Raw genomic sequence first — 15,731 nt, 5'->3', positions numbered from 1 at the left:
AACTCACGTTGGCGACGTGCCTGGTCATAGGCGTCCAGATTCCATTCACAGCTGGGACACCAGGGCACCGCGTCGCGTACCGATGCCGTCGTCGCCGCACACCCCGGGCACGCCCCCGCGCCGGTCACCGTATTGATCACGAGCGCAGATCATGCCTCAGCCCTGGATCGCACCGGAACTGACTGTTCGTCCGACCCTATTTCCGCGTTCCGCCCCGACGAACGCAATGCATATCTACTGTGGAGATCGTCGGCGACTTGTGCGATCCGGTGGCGGCCGGCCGGTTCGCGGTGCACAGTGATTCCCATGAGCGACAGCGGACGTGGTGGGCAGTTCTACTGGTGCACCCGGCATCACCGGGTCGAGACGGACACCAACGTGTGTCCGGCGAAGCACGTTCTCGGCCCGTACGACTCGGCGGCCGACGCGGAGAACGCCCTGCAACGAGTGCAGGAGCGGAACGAGGCGTGGGATGCCGAGGACGCTCGTTGGGCCGGGGACGACAGATAGGCGGCGCGGGACGGCTCGCGCCGAGGTATTTCGTGCTCCGCGAGGACGCACGCGAGAGCACGTCCCCCGAGGAGGGAACCACGATGGCCGAAGCACAGCAGGCCACCAAGCGCCCGGCCGCCCGACGCACCACCGCGAAGAAGACCGCCGCGGCGGAGCGGAACACGGCGGCGAGCCGGACCACCCCCGTGCGCAAGTCCACCGCGGCTGCCGCGAAGGCACCGGCCCGCAAGGCCGCCGGCGGGGCGGGCCGCGCACCGGCCAGGAAGACCACCACGGCGGCCACGAAGGCCCCCGCGAAGAAGGCCACGACCAGGACCACCGCCGCGGCCAAGAAGGCCCCCGCGAAGGCCTCGACCACCACCCGCAAGACGACCACCGCCGCCAAGCGGGCCCCGGCGTCCACCGCGCGCAAGACCACCACCGCCGCGCGCAAGACCACCACCGCCGCGAAGAAGACGGTGAGCGCGGCGAAGAAGACCACCGCCAGCGCGGCGAGAAAGACCACCACCGCCGCCAAGGCCCCGGCGAAGAAGACCACCACCGCCGCCAAGGCCTCGGCGCGCAAGACCACCACCGCCGCGAAGGCCCCGGCGCGCAAGACCACCAGCGCGGCGAAGGCCCCGGCGCGGAAGGTGGCGACCAAGGCGTCCGCCGCCAAGAAGACAGCGACGAAGAAGACGGCCGCTGCGAAGAAGACCGCGTCGACCCGCCCCAGCGGCGGCGCGCGCAAGGCTCCGGCCAAGAAGGCCCCGGCCGCGAAGGCGACGGGTACCTCGTCGACCACCGCCCGCAAGGCGGCGGCGAAGAAGGCCCCGGCGAAGAAGACCGTCGCGGCCAAGGCGCCGGCCCGCAAGGTGACAGCCCGCAAGTCTCCGGCCAGCCCGGTCGCCGCCCGAGCCACCGCACCCAGGGGGCCCCGCAGCGCCGCCCGCAAGGCGACCGGCTGAGCGCGGAGCATCCCCTCACCGGTCGGATTTCCGGCCGGTCACCGGAAGCGGATCACCCGTGGCGCTGTCAGGATTGACCCGTGGTCATCCGACGCGTACTCGCGCCCCGCATCGACTTCGGCGCGTTGCGCCGCGAGCTCGGCCTGCCCGAGGAGTTTCCGGCCGACGCCCAGCGTGAAGCCGACGAGGCGGCTGCGGCACCGCCGCAGCCGCCCGTCGACCGCACGGACATACCGTTCGTCACTCTCGACCCGGCCACCTCGCGGGATCTGGACCAGGCGATGCACCTCAGCCGCCGCCCCGACGGGGGCTACCGGGTGCGGTACGCGATCGCCGACGTCGCCGCGCACGTCAGACCGGGTGGGGCGTTGGAGGCGGAGACCTGGCGGCGGGGGCAGACCATCTACCTGCCCGACGGCAACGTGCCGCTGCACCCGCACACCCTCAGCGAGGGTGCGGCGAGTCTGCTGCCCGACGACGACCGGGCAGCTGTGGTCTGGACCATCGACCTGGACGCCGACGGCGGCACCGTGGCCGTCGAGCTGGAACGCGCCCTGGTCCGCAGCCGCGCCAAACTCGACTACAGCGGAGTGCAGGCGGCAGCCGAGGCCGGGCGGCTACCCGACCCGATCGCGCTGCTGCCGGAGATCGGCGACCGACTGACCGCGCGAGGGCTGAGCCGGGGCGCCATCAACCTGCCGCTGCCCGAGCAGGATCTGGAGCCCGACGGTGAGGGCTGGCGGCTGGTGCTGCGCGCGCCGGTGCCGATGGAAGAACACAACGCGCAGATCTCCCTGCTGACCGGGATGGCTGCCGCCGACATCATGCTGGCCGGCCGGGTGGGTCTGCTACGGACGATGCCGGCGCCCAAGCCGGAGGCGGTGCAGCGGCTCCGGGCCGCCGCCGCGCCGCTGGGCGTGCACTGGCCGGACGACGTGGGCCCGGGACAGGTCATCGCCGGTCTGGACGCCGCCCAGCCACGCGCCGCCGCGTTCATCGACCAGGCGGCCGAGCTGATGCGCGGTGCCGCGTACACATCCTTCGACGGGGAGCTGCCGGAGCAGCCGGAACATGGTGGCGTGGCGGCCGCGTACGCCCACGTGACGGCGCCGTTGCGGCGGCTGGCCGACCGGTACGCCACCGAGGTCTGCCTGGCCCTGCACGCCGGCCAGGCGGTGCCCGACTGGGCCCGCGCCGCGCTGCCCCGGCTGCCCGAGGTGATGGCGAGCACCGACCGGGTCGCCTCGGCGGCCGCTCGTGGTGCCGTCGAGTTGGCCGAGGCGGCGGTGCTGGAGCACCGGGTGGGCGAGACCTTCGACGCGGCCGTCCTCGACGTCGACGCCCCGCCCAACGGCAAGTCCCGGCCCCGACCGCCCGGCGGCACCGTCGCGCTGGACGCCCCGCCGGTACGCGCCCGCTGCCTCGGCCAACTGCCGCTCGGCGAACGGGTCCGGGTCCGTCTGGTCACCGCCGACCCGGCGGCCCGTACCGTCCTGTTCGAGCTGGCCTGACCGGGCCGCCGTCGCTGGCCCAATCCTCGCCCGGGGGTGCGGTCGCTCGCGGTAGCGGGGATTCTCACAGTGCTCGGCGCTGCTGCCGGACGAGCGGTTTGCGAGGATGAGGCCATGGCATACGACGCGAGCACGCTGCCCGACGTGTCCGGGCTGACTGTCGGCATCATCGGCGGCACCGGCGACCAGGGGCGGGGCCTCGCCTACCGCTTCGCGCGGGCCGGCCAGACAGTGCTGATCGGGTCCCGGTCGGCTGAGCGGGCCGCCGAGTCCGCGGCGGAGATCGCCGCCCTGCCCGGGGTGCCGGCCGGCGGCAGCGTCACCGGTGCGGCAAACGACGAGGTGGCCCGACGCAGCGACGTGGTGATCATCGCGGTGCCGTGGGACGGGCACGCCGCCACCGTCGCCGCCCTCGCCGAGCCGCTCGCCGGCCGGATCGTCGTCGACTGCGTCAACCCGCTCGGCTTCGACAAGCAGGGCCCGTACGCGCTGACCGTCGCCGAGGGCAGCGCCGTGCAGCAGGCCGCCGCGCTGCTGCCCGACTCCCGGGTCTGCGCCGCGTTCAACCACGTCAGCGCTCCGCTGCTGGCCGACCCCGAGGTCGACCGGATCGACCTGGACGTGCTGATCTGCACCGAGGACCGCGAGCTGGTCGACATCGTTGGCGCGCTGGCCGCCCGGATCCCGGGCATGCGGGGCATCTACGCCGGCCGGTTGCGCAACGCCCACCAGATCGAGGCGTTCACCGCCAACCTGATCGCCATCAACAAGCGCTACAAGGCGCACGCCGGCCTCCGCGTCACCGACCTCTAGACAGACGTGCCCACGCTCAGGGGCCGGCTAATCCGCCGGCCGACACATACCGTCGGGCCATGAGCACCGACGACGGTGTGCGGGTCTGGCTTCGCCGGCAAGGAGCTGAGCGGATCGCGCACCCCGGGGGCAACCTGTACGCCCACCTGTGTCGAGTCAGCGAACGACTCGCGCTGCTTGGCTGCGGCAGTGACGTGCAGGCCGCGGGCCTGACCCATGCCGTCTATGGCACCGACGGGTTCGACCTCGCCCTACTTGATCGGGCCGATCGTGCGGTGCTCCGGGATCTCGTTGGTGCCGACGCCGAGGAGCTTGTCTATCTCTACGGCGCCTGCGACCGTGGCCGCAGCTGGCGGGAGCTGGCACAGACCGGCCAGGTCTTCGACCGCTTCGTAGGTCAGGTGAGAACGCCGGATGCGGCTCACCTCCGGTCACTCATGGACCTGAGCATCGTCAACGAACTGGATGTCATCGAGCACGATTCCGCGGTGGCGGACCGGTACGGCGCCTACTTCCGGAACCTGTTCGCCTCTTGGGCGTCACTGGCCTCCGAGCAGGTCATCCGCGATGCGCAGCGGGTCTTGCGGCCGTGACACCCGAACCCTCGGCAGGGCCACGTTCGTCGGCACGCACCCCCGGTCGCGTACACGTGCGCGCCGTCTACCCCGGCAGCTTTGATCCCTTCACCCCTGGGCACCTGAATGTGGTGAAGCGGGCACATGCCCTCTTCGATGAAGTGGTGGTGCTCGTCGCGGTCAACAGCCTTAAGCATCCGGACAGCGACGAGGAGGAGCGCGCGGCCGCCGTCCGGGCCATTCTGCCGGTCGGCTGGACCTCCGTCACCGTCGTGGCCTGGAGCGGGTTGACCTCCACCTACTGCCGACGCCATGACGTGGGAGTGATCGTCCGCGGCGTACGTAACACCACCGACCTTCAGGCCGAGTACCCGCTCGCCGCGATGAACCAGTCGCTGGGCGTCCCCACGGTATTCCTGCCTGCGCAGGCCGACCTGGCCGCGGTGTCATCGACTGCGGTGCGCGCGCTGAGGACGTGACCTTCGTCCACCCGGCCGCAGACCGTCGGACAGGGGAGAACCCTCACCGGCCACAGTGCGGTCGTCGGTTGCCGAGTCCGGTCTCCATCGCCGTAGGGGCAGGACGGTGGTCGGTGACTGCGGCACCTTGCTGCTCGACGCTGGCCCGGCGTGACTGGGCCGTCCCGGTGAACGCCGCGCCGGCCTGACCAGGAGGAATGGTCGCCCCCGAAGTGCTCACGTTCGTCGGTGGTAGTGGTTGCGGCGGGGGAGTTGTGTGGGGTCGAGCCAGGTGGGCGGGATGAACTCAGGGTGGCCGTCTCCGCTGAGCCGCACGGTCCAGTCGCTGTGGTGGAGGTGTCGGTGATGGTGGCCGCAGAGCAGCACCGCGTTGGCGAGGCTGGTCGGGCCGCCGTCGGCCCAGTGCCGGATGTGGTGGGCGTCGCACCAGCGGGGCGGACGGTCGCAGCCCGGGAACGCGCAGCCGCGGTCGCGCAAGACGAGGGCGCGGCGGAGGGGCCCGGTGATGAGGCGTCGTTGCCGGCCGACGTCGAGTGGTTGGCCTGCGCCGCCGAGGATGGCGGGGAGGACGGTGGCGTCACAGGCGAGGCGGCGCACGGTGTCGGAGGTGAGCTGCAGGCCGGTGTCGAGGGCGCCGCTGCCCAGCTGTCGGGTCAGCTCGTCGTAGCTCGTGGTGACGACGACCTGGGCGACGTCACCGCCGTGCTCGGGTAGGTCGCCGGTGCGCAGAGCGAGTCGGCAGACGTCGGCAAGGGCGTCGTGGCGGCGTTGGCCCGGGGTGCGGGTGTCGTCCGGGCCGGATGGTGCTGTCAGCGGGTCGATGGCGGCGCGGAGCGCGGCGGCGGCTTCGGTGTCGAGGACGCCGGTGAGTCGGAGTCGCCCGTCGGGCTGTTCGTTGATGGTGACGTGCCGGTCGCGTGCGGCCCGCGACTCGGCCGCCCGCAGCGCGGCGTCGGCGGCAGCGTCGGCAACCTCGGGGGCGACGTGGTCGAGGATGCGGGTGCCGAGTTTGCGCAGCAGGCTGGCGTCGAACTCGGCTGCCCAGTCGACGAGGACGCCGACGGCCTTGTCGGCCGCTTCAGGCCCTGCGGTGGCGTGCACGGTGGTGATGGTGTCGGCGATGACACGGACCTGCTCCACGTCGACCGTCCCGCCGGTCAACGCATCGCGCACTCCGGGCGGCGCGCTGTCGAGGGTCGCGGCAAGCTCGACCAGGCGACGGGCGGCACCGACCCCGAGACGTAACCGGTCGCGCAGCCACACTGCCGTCGAGGATGTGCCGTGCGCGGTCGCGGTGCCGCGGCCGTCCACCTCGCGCACCAGCATCAGTTTGACCGCCGCGAGGCGTTGCTCAAGGCGGTGTGCGGCGTGGAGCGCGGTGATCAGGTCATGCTCGGTGAGGGCCCAGGCGGCGACACTGACGCAGGCCGCGACCGCGTCCTCTGCCAGCGCCAACTCCTCAACCATGAACCGAGACTAGAACACACGTACGACAAAATCGGTTTTGCCGTGATCGATTAGTTCGTCGTCGTCGGCGGGCCCGGTCGACGCTGGCGTTGGTGCCGGCGGCGTGGACACCAACCGTCCTGGTCGATGTGCTGGCGAACTGTCGGCTGGCCGCTGTGCCGGCTCGGACCAGTCCGTCCGGTGGGCCAGCCCGGTCCGTGGACCGAGCTGGCCGGTGGGACCGGGCTAGAAGGTGTGTTCGGCGGCGGGGAACTCGCCGCCGCGGACCTCGTCGGCGAAACGGCGGGTGGCGTCGGTGAGAGCGCCGGCCAGATCCGCGTACCGCTTGACGAAACGGGGCGCCTTGCCCGTCCGCAGGCCGGCCATGTCCTGCCAGACCAGCACCTGCGCATCGGTGTCCGGGCCCGCGCCGATGCCCACAGTGGGAATCGGCAGCTCGTGGGTGATCCGCTTGGCCACCTCGCCGGGCACCATCTCCAACACCACGGCGAACGCGCCCGCCTCCGCCACAGCCCGTGCGTCGGCCAGCACCTCGTCGGCGGCGTCGCCGCGACCCTGCACCCGGTAGCCGCCCAGTGTGTGCTCGCTCTGCGGGGTGAAACCGATGTGCGCCATCACCGGGATGCCGGCGCCGACGATCGCGGCGATCTGCGCGGCGTTGCGGCGGCCACCCTCCAACTTCACCGCGTGACAGCCACCCTCCTTCATGAACCGGACGGCGGTGCGCAGCGCCTGGGCCGGACCTTCCTCGTACGAGCCGAACGGCAGGTCACCGACGACCAGCGCCTGCCGGGTCGCCCGCACCACGGCCCGAACCAGCGGAAGCAGCTCGTCGGCGGTGATCGGCAGGGTGGTCTCGTAGCCGAACACGTTGTTCGCGGCCGAGTCGCCGACCAGCAGCACCGGAACACCGGCCTGGTCGAAGATCGACGCCGTGTACTGGTCGTACGAGGTGAGCATCGGCCACCGCTCGCCGCGCTCCTTGGCGGCCATCAGGTCGCGGGTGCGGACCCGTCGGGTGGCCGGGCCGCCGTACAACGCGGTCACCTCGTGCGGAGTGGACTCCACCATCTCTGTCTCCCTTCCTCGAGGCCGCCTGCGCGGTCCCCGGGTTCCGTCGCGATCGTCGCACCGCGAGACGGGCTGACGGCAGGGCCCAGTGCAAGATGTCACTCCACCAGCGCGGGGCCGCCCCCACCTGGCCAACCGGGACCGCGCCGCGCGGTCACCGCGAGGCGGCGCCGGGCCGCGCCACCGACCCGGCACCCCCAGGGGTACGGCTCAGCCGTGCTCGCGCCACCGGCTGGTGATCGGCAGACGGCGGTCCCGGCCGAACGCCTTCATGGAGATCTTCGTGCCCGGCGCCGACTGCCGTCGCTTGTACTCGGCGGTATCCACCAGCCGCAGCACCTTGTCCACGATCGCCGGGTCGTGACCCGACTCGACCAGCCCGTCGCGGCCGAGGTCACCGTCGACGTAGCCGATCAGGATCGGGTCCAGGACGTCGTAGTCGGGCAGGCTGTCGCTGTCGAGCTGCCCCGGGCTCAGCTCGGCGCTCGGCGGCTTGCCGATCGAGTTCTCCGGGATCGGGGCGGTCTCACCGCGCCGGGCCGCGTCCCTGTTGCGCCACTTCGCGAGCCGCCAGATCAGCGTCTTCCACACGTCCTTGACCGGGTTGAAGCCGCCCACCGAGTCGCCGTACAGGGTGGAGTAGCCGACCGCCAGCTCACTCTTGTTGCCGGTGGTCAGCACCAGGTGGCCCTCCTGGTTCGACAGCGCCATCAGGATCACGCCACGGACCCGGGCCTGCAGGTTCTCCACTGCTACGCCGGACAGCGACAGGTTGGCCAGGAAGCCGTCGACCATCGGCTGGATCGGCTCGACGCGGTAGTCCAGGCCGGTGCGCTTGGCCAGGTCGGCGGCGTCCTCCCGGGAGTGCTCCGAGGAGTGCTGGCTGGGCAGCGACACCCCGACCACCCGGTCCGGCCCGAGCGCGTCGACGGCGAGCGCGGCCACCACCGCCGAGTCGATGCCGCCGGACAGGCCGAGCACCACCGACGGGAACCGGTTCTTGTTGACGTAGTCACGCAGACCCAGCACCAGCGCCTGCCACACCTCGGCCTCGTCGGCCACCGGCTCGATCAGCCCGCCGGTGGCGGCCGGGCCGGACGGCGTGGGCGGAATGCCGTCCAGCGTGCTGTGCACGATCCGCATGCCGTCCGCGACGGTCTCCGTGGTCGTCGCGGCGCTCGCGGCCGGCAACTCGACGTCGTGCACGAGCAGGTGCTCGACGAACTGCGGTGCCCGGGTGAGCAGCTCACCGTCGGCGCTCACGATCATCGAGTCGCCCTCGAAGACCAGCTCGTCCTGGCCGCCGATCATGTTGACGTACGCGATGGCGGCGCCCGCCTCGGCGGCCCGGCGGCGAACCAGCGGCAGCCGGATGTCGTCCTTGTTCAGCTCGTACGGCGAACCGTTGATGTTGACGACCAGGCCGACGCCGGCCATCCGGGCGGCGGCGAACGGACCGCCGGCCTGCCACAGGTCCTCGCAGATGGTCAGCGCGACGTCCACGCCGCCGATCCGCACCACTGTCAGCGCGTCACCGGAGACGAAGTACCGGTCTTCGTCGAAGACCCCGTAGTTGGGCAGGTGGTGCTTGAAGTAGCGGGCGGCCACGACGCCCCGGTGCAGCAGCGCGGCGGCGTTGCGGGCACCCCGGCCCGGCTCGGCGTCCCCGCTGACCTGCGGCGGGCCGTCGGCGTCCAGGTAGCCGACCACGACCGGCAACTCGCCGAGACCGTCGGCGGCCAGGTCCGCGGCTAGCCGCTCCACGGCGGCCCGGGACGCGGCCACGAAGGAACGCCGGAAGACGAGGTCCTCGACCGGGTACCCGGTCAGCATCATCTCCGGGAAGAGCACCAGCTGGGCACCGGCATCGGCGGCCTGGCGAGTCCAGCTGCGGACCAGGTCGGCGTTTCCGGCGAGGTCGCCGACGCTCGGGTTGACCTGGGACAGGGCGAGACGCAGGGTGGGCATGCCTTCATCTTGCCCCAGCCTCGTCGCGACAATCCGTACCCTCCGACGAGATTGCCGCCACCCGCCCGCGACCGGCGTCCGAGAGGCCGCGGCGGCAGGAGCTCGGCCGTCGTGGAGGCGGTCTCGGCGGCACGGCGCTGGCCCGCGCTCGCCGGGCGGGGACACGAGAGGACGGCCGGCGGCAGTTCGCGTAACGTCTGCGTAACCAGGCCCGGGAACACTGGGCGATCAGGCCGGGTACAGCCCGGCCAAGGCGGACAAAAAGTGTCGCGAGGGGTTGGGGAAGTGGACCGTCAGCAGGAGTTCGTCCTCCGCACGCTGGAAGAGCGGGACATCCGGTTCGTCCGGCTGTGGTTCACCGACGTTCTGGGCACGCTCAAGAGCGTTTCGGTGGCACCCGCCGAGCTCGAGGCGGCCTTCGAGGAAGGCATCGGCTTCGACGGCTCGGCGATCGAGGGCTTCGCCCGGGTCTTCGAATCGGACATGGTGGCCATGCCCGACCCGACCACCTTCCAGGTCTTCCCCTTCGAGGGCGGCGTCAGCGGCGAGAGCGCCCGGATGTTCTGCGACATCCTGCTGCCCGACGGCGGGCCGTCCTGGGCAGACCCCCGGCACGTGCTGCGCCGCGCGCTGTCCAAGGCAGCCGAGAAGGGCTTCACCTTCTACACCCACCCCGAGATCGAGTTCTTCCTGCTCGAGAACGGTCCGCAGGACGGCTCGGTGCCCACCCCGGTCGACACCGGCGGCTACTTCGAGCACACCACCCACGCCGTCGCCCGGGACTTCCGCCGTCAGGGCGTCCTGGCGCTGGAACGGATCGGCATCTCGGTGGAGTTCAGCCACCACGAGGTCGCGCCCGGCCAGCAGGAGATCGACCTGCGCTACGCCGACGCGCTGACCACCGCCGACAACATCATGACCTTCCGGCACGTGGTCAAGGAGGTGGCACTCTCCACCGGTGTGCAGGCCAGCTTCATGCCGAAGCCGTTCACCGACCAGCCGGGCAGCGGGATGCACACCCACCTGTCGCTGTTCGAGGGGGAGCGCAACGCCTTCCACGACAGCGGCGACCCGATGAAGCTGTCCAAGGTGGCGAAGTCGTTCATCGCCGGCCTGCTGGTGCACGCCCGCGAGTACACGGCTGTCACCAACCAGTGGGTCAACTCGTACAAGCGGCTCTTCCCGCAGCACCTGCCCGACCGGATCACCGAGAGCCCGGCGTACGTCTGCTGGGGTCACCTCAACCGGTCCGCGCTGGTCCGGGTTCCCGCGTACGGCAAGCCCAACTCGGCCCGGGTCGAGGTCCGCTCGCTGGACTCGGCGGCCAACCCGTACCTCGCCTTCGCGGTGCTGCTCGGCGCCGGCCTCAAGGGCATCGAGGAGGGGTACGAGCTGCCGCCGGGCGCCGAGGACGACGTCTGGTCGCTGACCAGCGCGGAGCGGCGCGCCATGGGCTACGAGGCGCTGCCGGAGAACCTCGCCGAGGCGATCGACGTGATGGCCGGCTCGGAACTGGTCGCCGAGGTGCTCGGCGAGCACGTCTTCGACTTCTTCCTGCGCAACAAGCGGGCCGAGTGGGAGCAGTACCGCCGTGAGGTCACCCCGTACGAGCGGCAGCGCTACCTGGCCCTGTAGACGCGGGGGCTGACGCCGTTGCGCGCTGCCGCTATCGTCTCGATCACCGCGCCGGTACCCTCCGGGCGGAGAGTCGGGAGGCAAGTCGGTGCTGGAGGATCTGTTCAGCGGTGCCTGGCAGAGCGTCGTGTTCGGGATCGTCGGCGTCGGCCTCATGGCCGCCGGCTTCGGGCTCGTCGACCTGCTCACCCCGGGCCGGCTGCGAGACCTGATCTGGGTCGAGCGCAACGCCAACGCGGGGTTGCTGCTCGCCGCCAACCAGCTCGGCATCGCCGGGATCGTCTTCACCGCGATCCTCACCAGCTACAGCGACTTCGGCAAGGGGCTCGCCTCCACCGTGGTCTTCGGACTGGTCGGGTTGGCGATCATGGCGCTGGCCTTCGTGGTGCTGGACCTGCTCACCCCCGGCAAGCTTGGCGAGGTCATCTGCTCGCCCGAGCCGCACCCGGCCGCCCGGGTCAGCGCCGCGACCCACTTCGGGGCCGCGCTGATCGTCTGCGCCTGCATCGCCTGAGCCGGTTGTCCGCGTCGACGCGCGGGTTGTCGTCTGCGGCGCTGTCTCAGTCGTCCGCGTTGCCGTGCGGGCGGGCGCCGGTGGGCGTCGTACCCCGGCCGTAGCGTGCCGGGCATGAACCGCACTGATCGCCTGTACGCGCTGGTCGAGGAGCTACGGGCGGTGTCACCGCGGCCGCGCAGCGCCCGTTGGCTGGCCGCGCGCTTCGAGGTGAGCAGCCGGACCATCGAACGGGACCTGGGCGCGTTGCAGGAGGCCGGGGTGCCGATCTGGGCCGAGCCCGGGCGCACCGGCGGCTACGTCCTGGACCGCGCCCGCACCCTGCCGCCGGTCAACCTGACCGCCGCCGAGGCGGTGGCGATGGCAGTGGCGCTGCACCGGCTCGCCGGCTCGCCGTTCGCCGGGCCGGCCGCCACCGCGCTGCGCAAGCTGGTGGCGGTGCTGCCGGCCGCCGACGCCGCCGAGGCACACCGCCTCGCGGCCGGGTGCACCTGATCGGCGACGGGCCGGCCGCGCCCGTCCCGGCCACCGTCGCCGACGCGGTCACCGCGCGGCGGGTGCTGCGCATCCGGTACGCCGACCGCGCCGGCGCCGACTCGACCCGTGACGTCGAGCCACTCGGCTACCTCGGCAACTCCCGACACTGGTACCTGGTCGCCTGGTGCCGCCTGCGCGACGAACTGCGGTGCTTCCGCACCGACCGGATCCGGAGCGTCTGGGCGCTGCCCGACGTGGTGGCCCGGGAGCTACGCCTGACGGATCTCGACATCCCGCACGAGCGGGTCCGCCCGCTGAGCCTGGTGTGAGACGAGTTCGGCGCGGCGGGCTGGTGGGTCTCGTCGCGGGGAACCCCGCCGGGTGATCCGGAAACACCGACAGGACGCTGTCGCCAACGGCCCCGAGACTGCTCCAGACGACGGCCGAACGGCCGGCACGAAATTCTGGAGGCAGTAGATGTCCAGGTCCACCACGCCCATCACCTGGTTCGAGATCGGCACCGACCGGCCCGAGGACGCGGAGCGGTTCTACGGGGAGCTGTTCGGCTGGACCTTCGAGGAGCAGGGCTCGACCAACGGCGGGTCCTACCGCGTGACCGAGGCCGGCGGCGACACCGGGATCGGCGGGGCGATCCGGGCGACCGACGGCACGTCGCCGAACTACACGGTGTTTTACGCCGAAGTCGCCGACGTGGCGGAGACCTGCCGGCAGGCCGAAGCTGCCGGCGGCCGGGTCCTGGTGCCAGCGCGTACGGCACCGAGCGGTCTCACGTTGGCCCACCTACTCGACCCGGCCGGCAACCACTTGGGCGTGTTCACGCCCCCACCCCCGCAGCCCTGACCCCATTCCCAGGGCCGCGCTGATGCCCGGTTGGCCTGGCCGTGGGATCGGCACCGACAGAGCGGACCTGGCCTGCCCCGGGCACGACAGGCCAAAGCCGGCCCCGGCCTGCTGGTGCCTGCCGGGGCCGGGCTCGCCGGACTACTTGCCGGGCGTACCAGCGCCGTGGTGGCCGCCCGGACCGCGGTGGCCGCCGGGGCCGGGGAAGACGCCGGCCTCGACGGCCTTGGTGATGGCGTCGGCCTGCTCCTGGGTGAGCTTGCCGTCCTTGACGGCCTGGTCCAGGCGCTGCGTGAGCGCGGCCTGCCGGTCCTCGGCGGACGGGCGCTGCGGGCGGTCGGTCGGGCGGTGCTGCTCGCGGATCTTCTCCAGTGCGGCGGTCACCTTGTCGGTGGGCACGCCCAGCTCCTTGGCGAGCGCCTCGGCGAACTCGCCCTGCCGGTCGGCCTTCGCACCCGGGGCCCCGCCGGGAGCCGGGGCGGTGCTGGCGCTCGGTGTCGGCGTGGCGGTGTCGGCGGCGAACGCGATCGTCGGGGCCGCGATCCCGACGCCGAGGACGCCGGCGGTGGCCAGGCCGGCCAGCAGGTGCTTCCTACGGATGGTGCGGGACATGCTGTCCTCCAGAGGTTCGGTCATCCTGCGCTGTCATCACCGACAGTGACCGGGCAGTCTGGGTGGGAGCCGTGGCGACCCTGTCAGCGAGCTGACAATCAGGGCCGGCGGTGGGCGAAATCGGTTGTGTGGTCGCTGGCCGAGCGGTCAGGGTGGACGATCCACCGACGGAAGGACACCACGGTATGACCGTCGAGATTCGGGAGATTCCACTCGTCGAGGCGGGCGCCGGGCCGTACGGCATCACGCCTGGCCCGGACGGCGCGCTGTGGCTGACGCTGGCCCATGCCGGCGGCATCGCCCGGTTGTCGCCCGACGGCGCGGTCCGGACCTACCCGCTGGATCCGGCCGGCGGTCGCCCGTTGATCATCACGACCGGGCCGGACGGGGCGCTCTGGTTCACCCGCTCGGGAGACGACCGGATCGGTCGGATCACCGTCGACGGTGAGCAGCGCACCATCGCCCTGCCGGCCGGTACCGGGCCGGGTGGCATCGCGGCGGGGCCTGATGGCGCGCTCTGGTACGCCGGGATGACCTCCGACACCATCGGCCGGGTGGGGACCGACGGCACCCACACGGCATTCCCGCTGCCGGTGACCGGGGGATTCGCCTCGATGATCACTGCTGGCGCGGACCAGGCCCTCTGGTTCACCCTCAACCAGGCCAATGCCATCGGCCGGATCGACCTCGACGGCAGGGTGACGCTGCATCCATTACCGACCGCGAACGCGGGCCCGGTCGGCATCACAGTGGGCGACGACGGCGTCATCTGGTTCGTGGAGATCGCCGCCGGTCAGCTTGGCCGGATCGACCCGGACGGCGAGATCGTCGAGTTCCCGCTGCCGGACCGGGCCGCCCGCCCGCACGCGATCGTGGCCGACCCGGACGGCGGCGTGTGGTTCACCGAGTGGGGTGCCAACCGGATCGGTCACCTCGACCCCACCGGACGGATCGAGGGCCACGCCCTACCCACTCCCAACGCCGAACCGCACGGCATCACCCGCACCCCCACCGGCATCTGGGCCGCCCTGGAAGTGGGCGCAGTAGCCCACCTAACCCCACCCACCTTCTGACCGACCCCCGCCCGACCCCACCAACCCGCCGATCTCCCTCCCCCTCCCCCCGCCCCCCGCCCCCCGCCCTGGTTGATCAAGAGATTTGCGTCAGGATCCGCCCCGAACATGACGCAAACCTCTTGATCACCGGGGACGGCCGGGGGAGGGGGAGGGGCCGTAGGGGAGCGGGTGGGGTGGGGGTTAGTGGACTGCTGGGGTTGCGGTGAGGGTGGCGGTGTTGGTGTCGAGGGTGGCGGTCGTGCCTACCGGGACTGTGAGCTGGTCGGGGCCGTGGCCGATGGGGAGGCCGCCGAGGACCGGTACGCCCAGGTCGCCGAGGCGTTCGGTGAGCACGTCGACGATTGTGGTGTCCCAGCCGTCGCCGCAGTCGGTGAACTGCCCGACCGCCACCCCGGCCAGTCCGTCCAGCGCGCCGGCTCGACGTAGGTGGGTGAGCATCCGGTCGACCTTGTACGGGGGCTCCTGCACGTCCTCGATCAACAGCACCGCACCGGTCAGGTCGGGTAGGTCCGGCGTGCCGATCGAGGCGGCGATCATGCACAGGTTGCCGCCGAGCAGGGTGCCGGTGGCGCGACCCGGTACGCGTACGTCGAAGGTCTCCTCGGTGGGGACCGCGGTGATCGACACCGGTTCGGTGGTCATCAGCGCCGCGTGCAGGGATTCGGCGGAGCGCAGTGGCGTCCGCTCGTCGCGCCAGGCCGCCCCGGGGCCGTGCACCCCGGCCAGGCGGGCGCCCCGCCACAGTGCGAACTGCAACGCGGTGATGTCCGAGAAGCCGGCCACTACCTTCGGGTCGCGGCGGACGGCGGCCATGTCGATGGCGTCCACGACCCGCTGGGCGCCGTAGCCGCCGCGAGTGCAGATCACCCCGCGCACCTGAGGATCGGAGAAGGCCACGTTCAGGTCGGCGGCGCGCAGGTCGTCGGTGCCGGCGAGGTAGCCGTGGCGGGCGTACGCGTTCGGCGCCGGCACCGGGCGTAGACCCCAGCCGGTGAGCAGTTCCATGCCCCGGGCCACCCGCTCCGGCGAGGTCGGCCCGGACGGCGACACCAGTAGCACCGTGTCACCCGGGCGCAGCAAGGGCGGGCGTACGGCGGTGGTGTCCTCGCTGATCACAACCGCAGAGCCTAATCACCCCGACCATGGCCGGGCCGCCACCCAGCGGGCGGGCCCGTGCCGGGGGGTGGTGCCGTGCGGCGTACCGGCTAGCCT

The 15,731-nt window shown here is 72.1% G+C and carries 17 protein-coding genes; 12 read left to right on the top strand and 5 right to left on the bottom strand.

Annotated features, from left to right (window positions below; translation table 11 throughout):
• Positions 1–306: 306 nt before the first annotated feature.
• The 6 genes from OHB44_RS25820 to coaD all read left to right on the top strand — a co-directional run bounded on the left by OHB44_RS25820 (position 307) and on the right by coaD (position 4,838).
• Positions 307–510 carry a hypothetical protein gene (locus OHB44_RS25820; protein WP_238687280.1) on the top strand — a complete coding sequence of 68 codons (204 nt, stop codon included), beginning with the start codon at positions 307–309 and terminating at the stop codon, positions 508–510.
• Between the two features lie 83 nt (positions 511–593).
• Positions 594–1,460 carry a histone gene (locus tag OHB44_RS25815; protein WP_330438489.1) on the top strand — a complete coding sequence of 289 codons (867 nt, stop codon included), beginning with the start codon at positions 594–596 and terminating at the stop codon, positions 1,458–1,460.
• An 80-nt stretch (positions 1,461–1,540) separates the two neighbouring features.
• Entirely contained in the window at positions 1,541–2,971 is a 1,431-nt protein-coding gene (locus OHB44_RS25810; RefSeq protein WP_238687282.1) for an RNB domain-containing ribonuclease, read from the top strand.
• A gap of 114 nt (positions 2,972–3,085) precedes the next feature.
• Positions 3,086–3,784, top strand: a complete 699-nt coding sequence (gene npdG, locus OHB44_RS25805; RefSeq protein WP_238687283.1) for an NADPH-dependent F420 reductase — start codon at positions 3,086–3,088, stop codon at positions 3,782–3,784.
• A gap of 59 nt (positions 3,785–3,843) precedes the next feature.
• Positions 3,844–4,377 carry a DUF6817 domain-containing protein gene (locus OHB44_RS25800; RefSeq protein WP_238687284.1) on the top strand — a complete coding sequence of 178 codons (534 nt, stop codon included), beginning with the start codon at positions 3,844–3,846 and terminating at the stop codon, positions 4,375–4,377.
• Between the two features lie 56 nt (positions 4,378–4,433).
• Positions 4,434–4,838 carry a pantetheine-phosphate adenylyltransferase gene (gene coaD, locus OHB44_RS25795; protein WP_330438488.1) on the top strand — a complete coding sequence of 135 codons (405 nt, stop codon included), beginning with the start codon at positions 4,434–4,436 and terminating at the stop codon, positions 4,836–4,838.
• 216 nt (positions 4,839–5,054) lie between these two features.
• Here coaD and OHB44_RS25790 read toward each other — a convergent pair whose 3' ends face one another.
• The 3 genes from OHB44_RS25790 to OHB44_RS25780 all read right to left on the bottom strand — a co-directional run bounded on the left by OHB44_RS25790 (position 5,055) and on the right by OHB44_RS25780 (position 9,344).
• On the bottom strand, positions 5,055–6,305 hold the full coding sequence (locus tag OHB44_RS25790) for an HNH endonuclease signature motif containing protein (protein ID WP_330438487.1): 1,251 nt from the start codon (positions 6,303–6,305) through the stop codon (positions 5,055–5,057).
• Positions 6,306–6,530: 225 nt separating this feature from the next.
• Positions 6,531–7,376 (bottom strand): 3-methyl-2-oxobutanoate hydroxymethyltransferase, encoded by an 846-nt coding sequence (gene panB, locus OHB44_RS25785; RefSeq protein WP_124855798.1) that lies wholly within the window; start codon positions 7,374–7,376, stop codon positions 6,531–6,533.
• 210 nt (positions 7,377–7,586) lie between these two features.
• A complete protein-coding gene (locus OHB44_RS25780; RefSeq protein ID WP_238687288.1) occupies positions 7,587–9,344 on the bottom strand; it encodes an NAD+ synthase in 1,758 nt (585 codons plus the stop codon).
• A 285-nt stretch (positions 9,345–9,629) separates the two neighbouring features.
• On the opposite strand from OHB44_RS25780, the gene glnA reads away from it, so the two are divergent.
• From glnA to OHB44_RS25755, 5 genes are all read left to right on the top strand, one after another.
• Positions 9,630–10,979 carry a type I glutamate--ammonia ligase gene (gene glnA, locus OHB44_RS25775; RefSeq protein ID WP_091409557.1) on the top strand — a complete coding sequence of 450 codons (1,350 nt, stop codon included), beginning with the start codon at positions 9,630–9,632 and terminating at the stop codon, positions 10,977–10,979.
• An 88-nt stretch (positions 10,980–11,067) separates the two neighbouring features.
• Positions 11,068–11,493, top strand: coding sequence for a DUF350 domain-containing protein (locus OHB44_RS25770; protein WP_112582646.1), 426 nt, complete (start codon positions 11,068–11,070; stop codon positions 11,491–11,493).
• A gap of 114 nt (positions 11,494–11,607) precedes the next feature.
• Complete coding sequence (locus tag OHB44_RS25765) at positions 11,608–11,988, top strand: helix-turn-helix transcriptional regulator (protein WP_330438486.1); 381 nt, start codon at positions 11,608–11,610, stop codon at positions 11,986–11,988.
• A complete protein-coding gene (locus OHB44_RS25760; protein ID WP_330438485.1) occupies positions 11,979–12,299 on the top strand; it encodes a helix-turn-helix transcriptional regulator in 321 nt (106 codons plus the stop codon). Before OHB44_RS25765 ends, OHB44_RS25760 begins: the two co-directional genes overlap by 10 nt.
• 148 nt (positions 12,300–12,447) lie before the next feature.
• Positions 12,448–12,831 carry a VOC family protein gene (locus OHB44_RS25755; protein WP_238687291.1) on the top strand — a complete coding sequence of 128 codons (384 nt, stop codon included), beginning with the start codon at positions 12,448–12,450 and terminating at the stop codon, positions 12,829–12,831.
• Positions 12,832–12,972: 141 nt separating this feature from the next.
• Here the strand turns inward: OHB44_RS25755 and OHB44_RS25750 are convergent, their stop codons facing one another.
• Entirely contained in the window at positions 12,973–13,443 is a 471-nt protein-coding gene (locus OHB44_RS25750) for a hypothetical protein (RefSeq protein WP_266305291.1), read from the bottom strand.
• A gap of 185 nt (positions 13,444–13,628) precedes the next feature.
• On the opposite strand from OHB44_RS25750, the gene OHB44_RS25745 reads away from it, so the two are divergent.
• Positions 13,629–14,516 (top strand): Vgb family protein, encoded by an 888-nt coding sequence (locus OHB44_RS25745; protein ID WP_330438484.1) that lies wholly within the window; start codon positions 13,629–13,631, stop codon positions 14,514–14,516.
• 183 nt (positions 14,517–14,699) lie between these two features.
• On the opposite strand, the gene OHB44_RS25740 is transcribed toward OHB44_RS25745, so the two are convergent.
• A complete protein-coding gene (locus OHB44_RS25740; protein WP_330438483.1) occupies positions 14,700–15,635 on the bottom strand; it encodes a S66 peptidase family protein in 936 nt (311 codons plus the stop codon).
• Positions 15,636–15,731: the final 96 nt, after the last annotated feature.

It is taken from the genome of Micromonospora sp. NBC_00821 (assembly GCF_036347035.1).
GTDB classification, from domain to species: domain Bacteria; phylum Actinomycetota; class Actinomycetes; order Mycobacteriales; family Micromonosporaceae; genus Micromonospora; species Micromonospora hortensis.
Note: the sequence above shows the minus strand (reverse complement) of the source record. Positions and strands in the feature narration are given on the sequence as shown.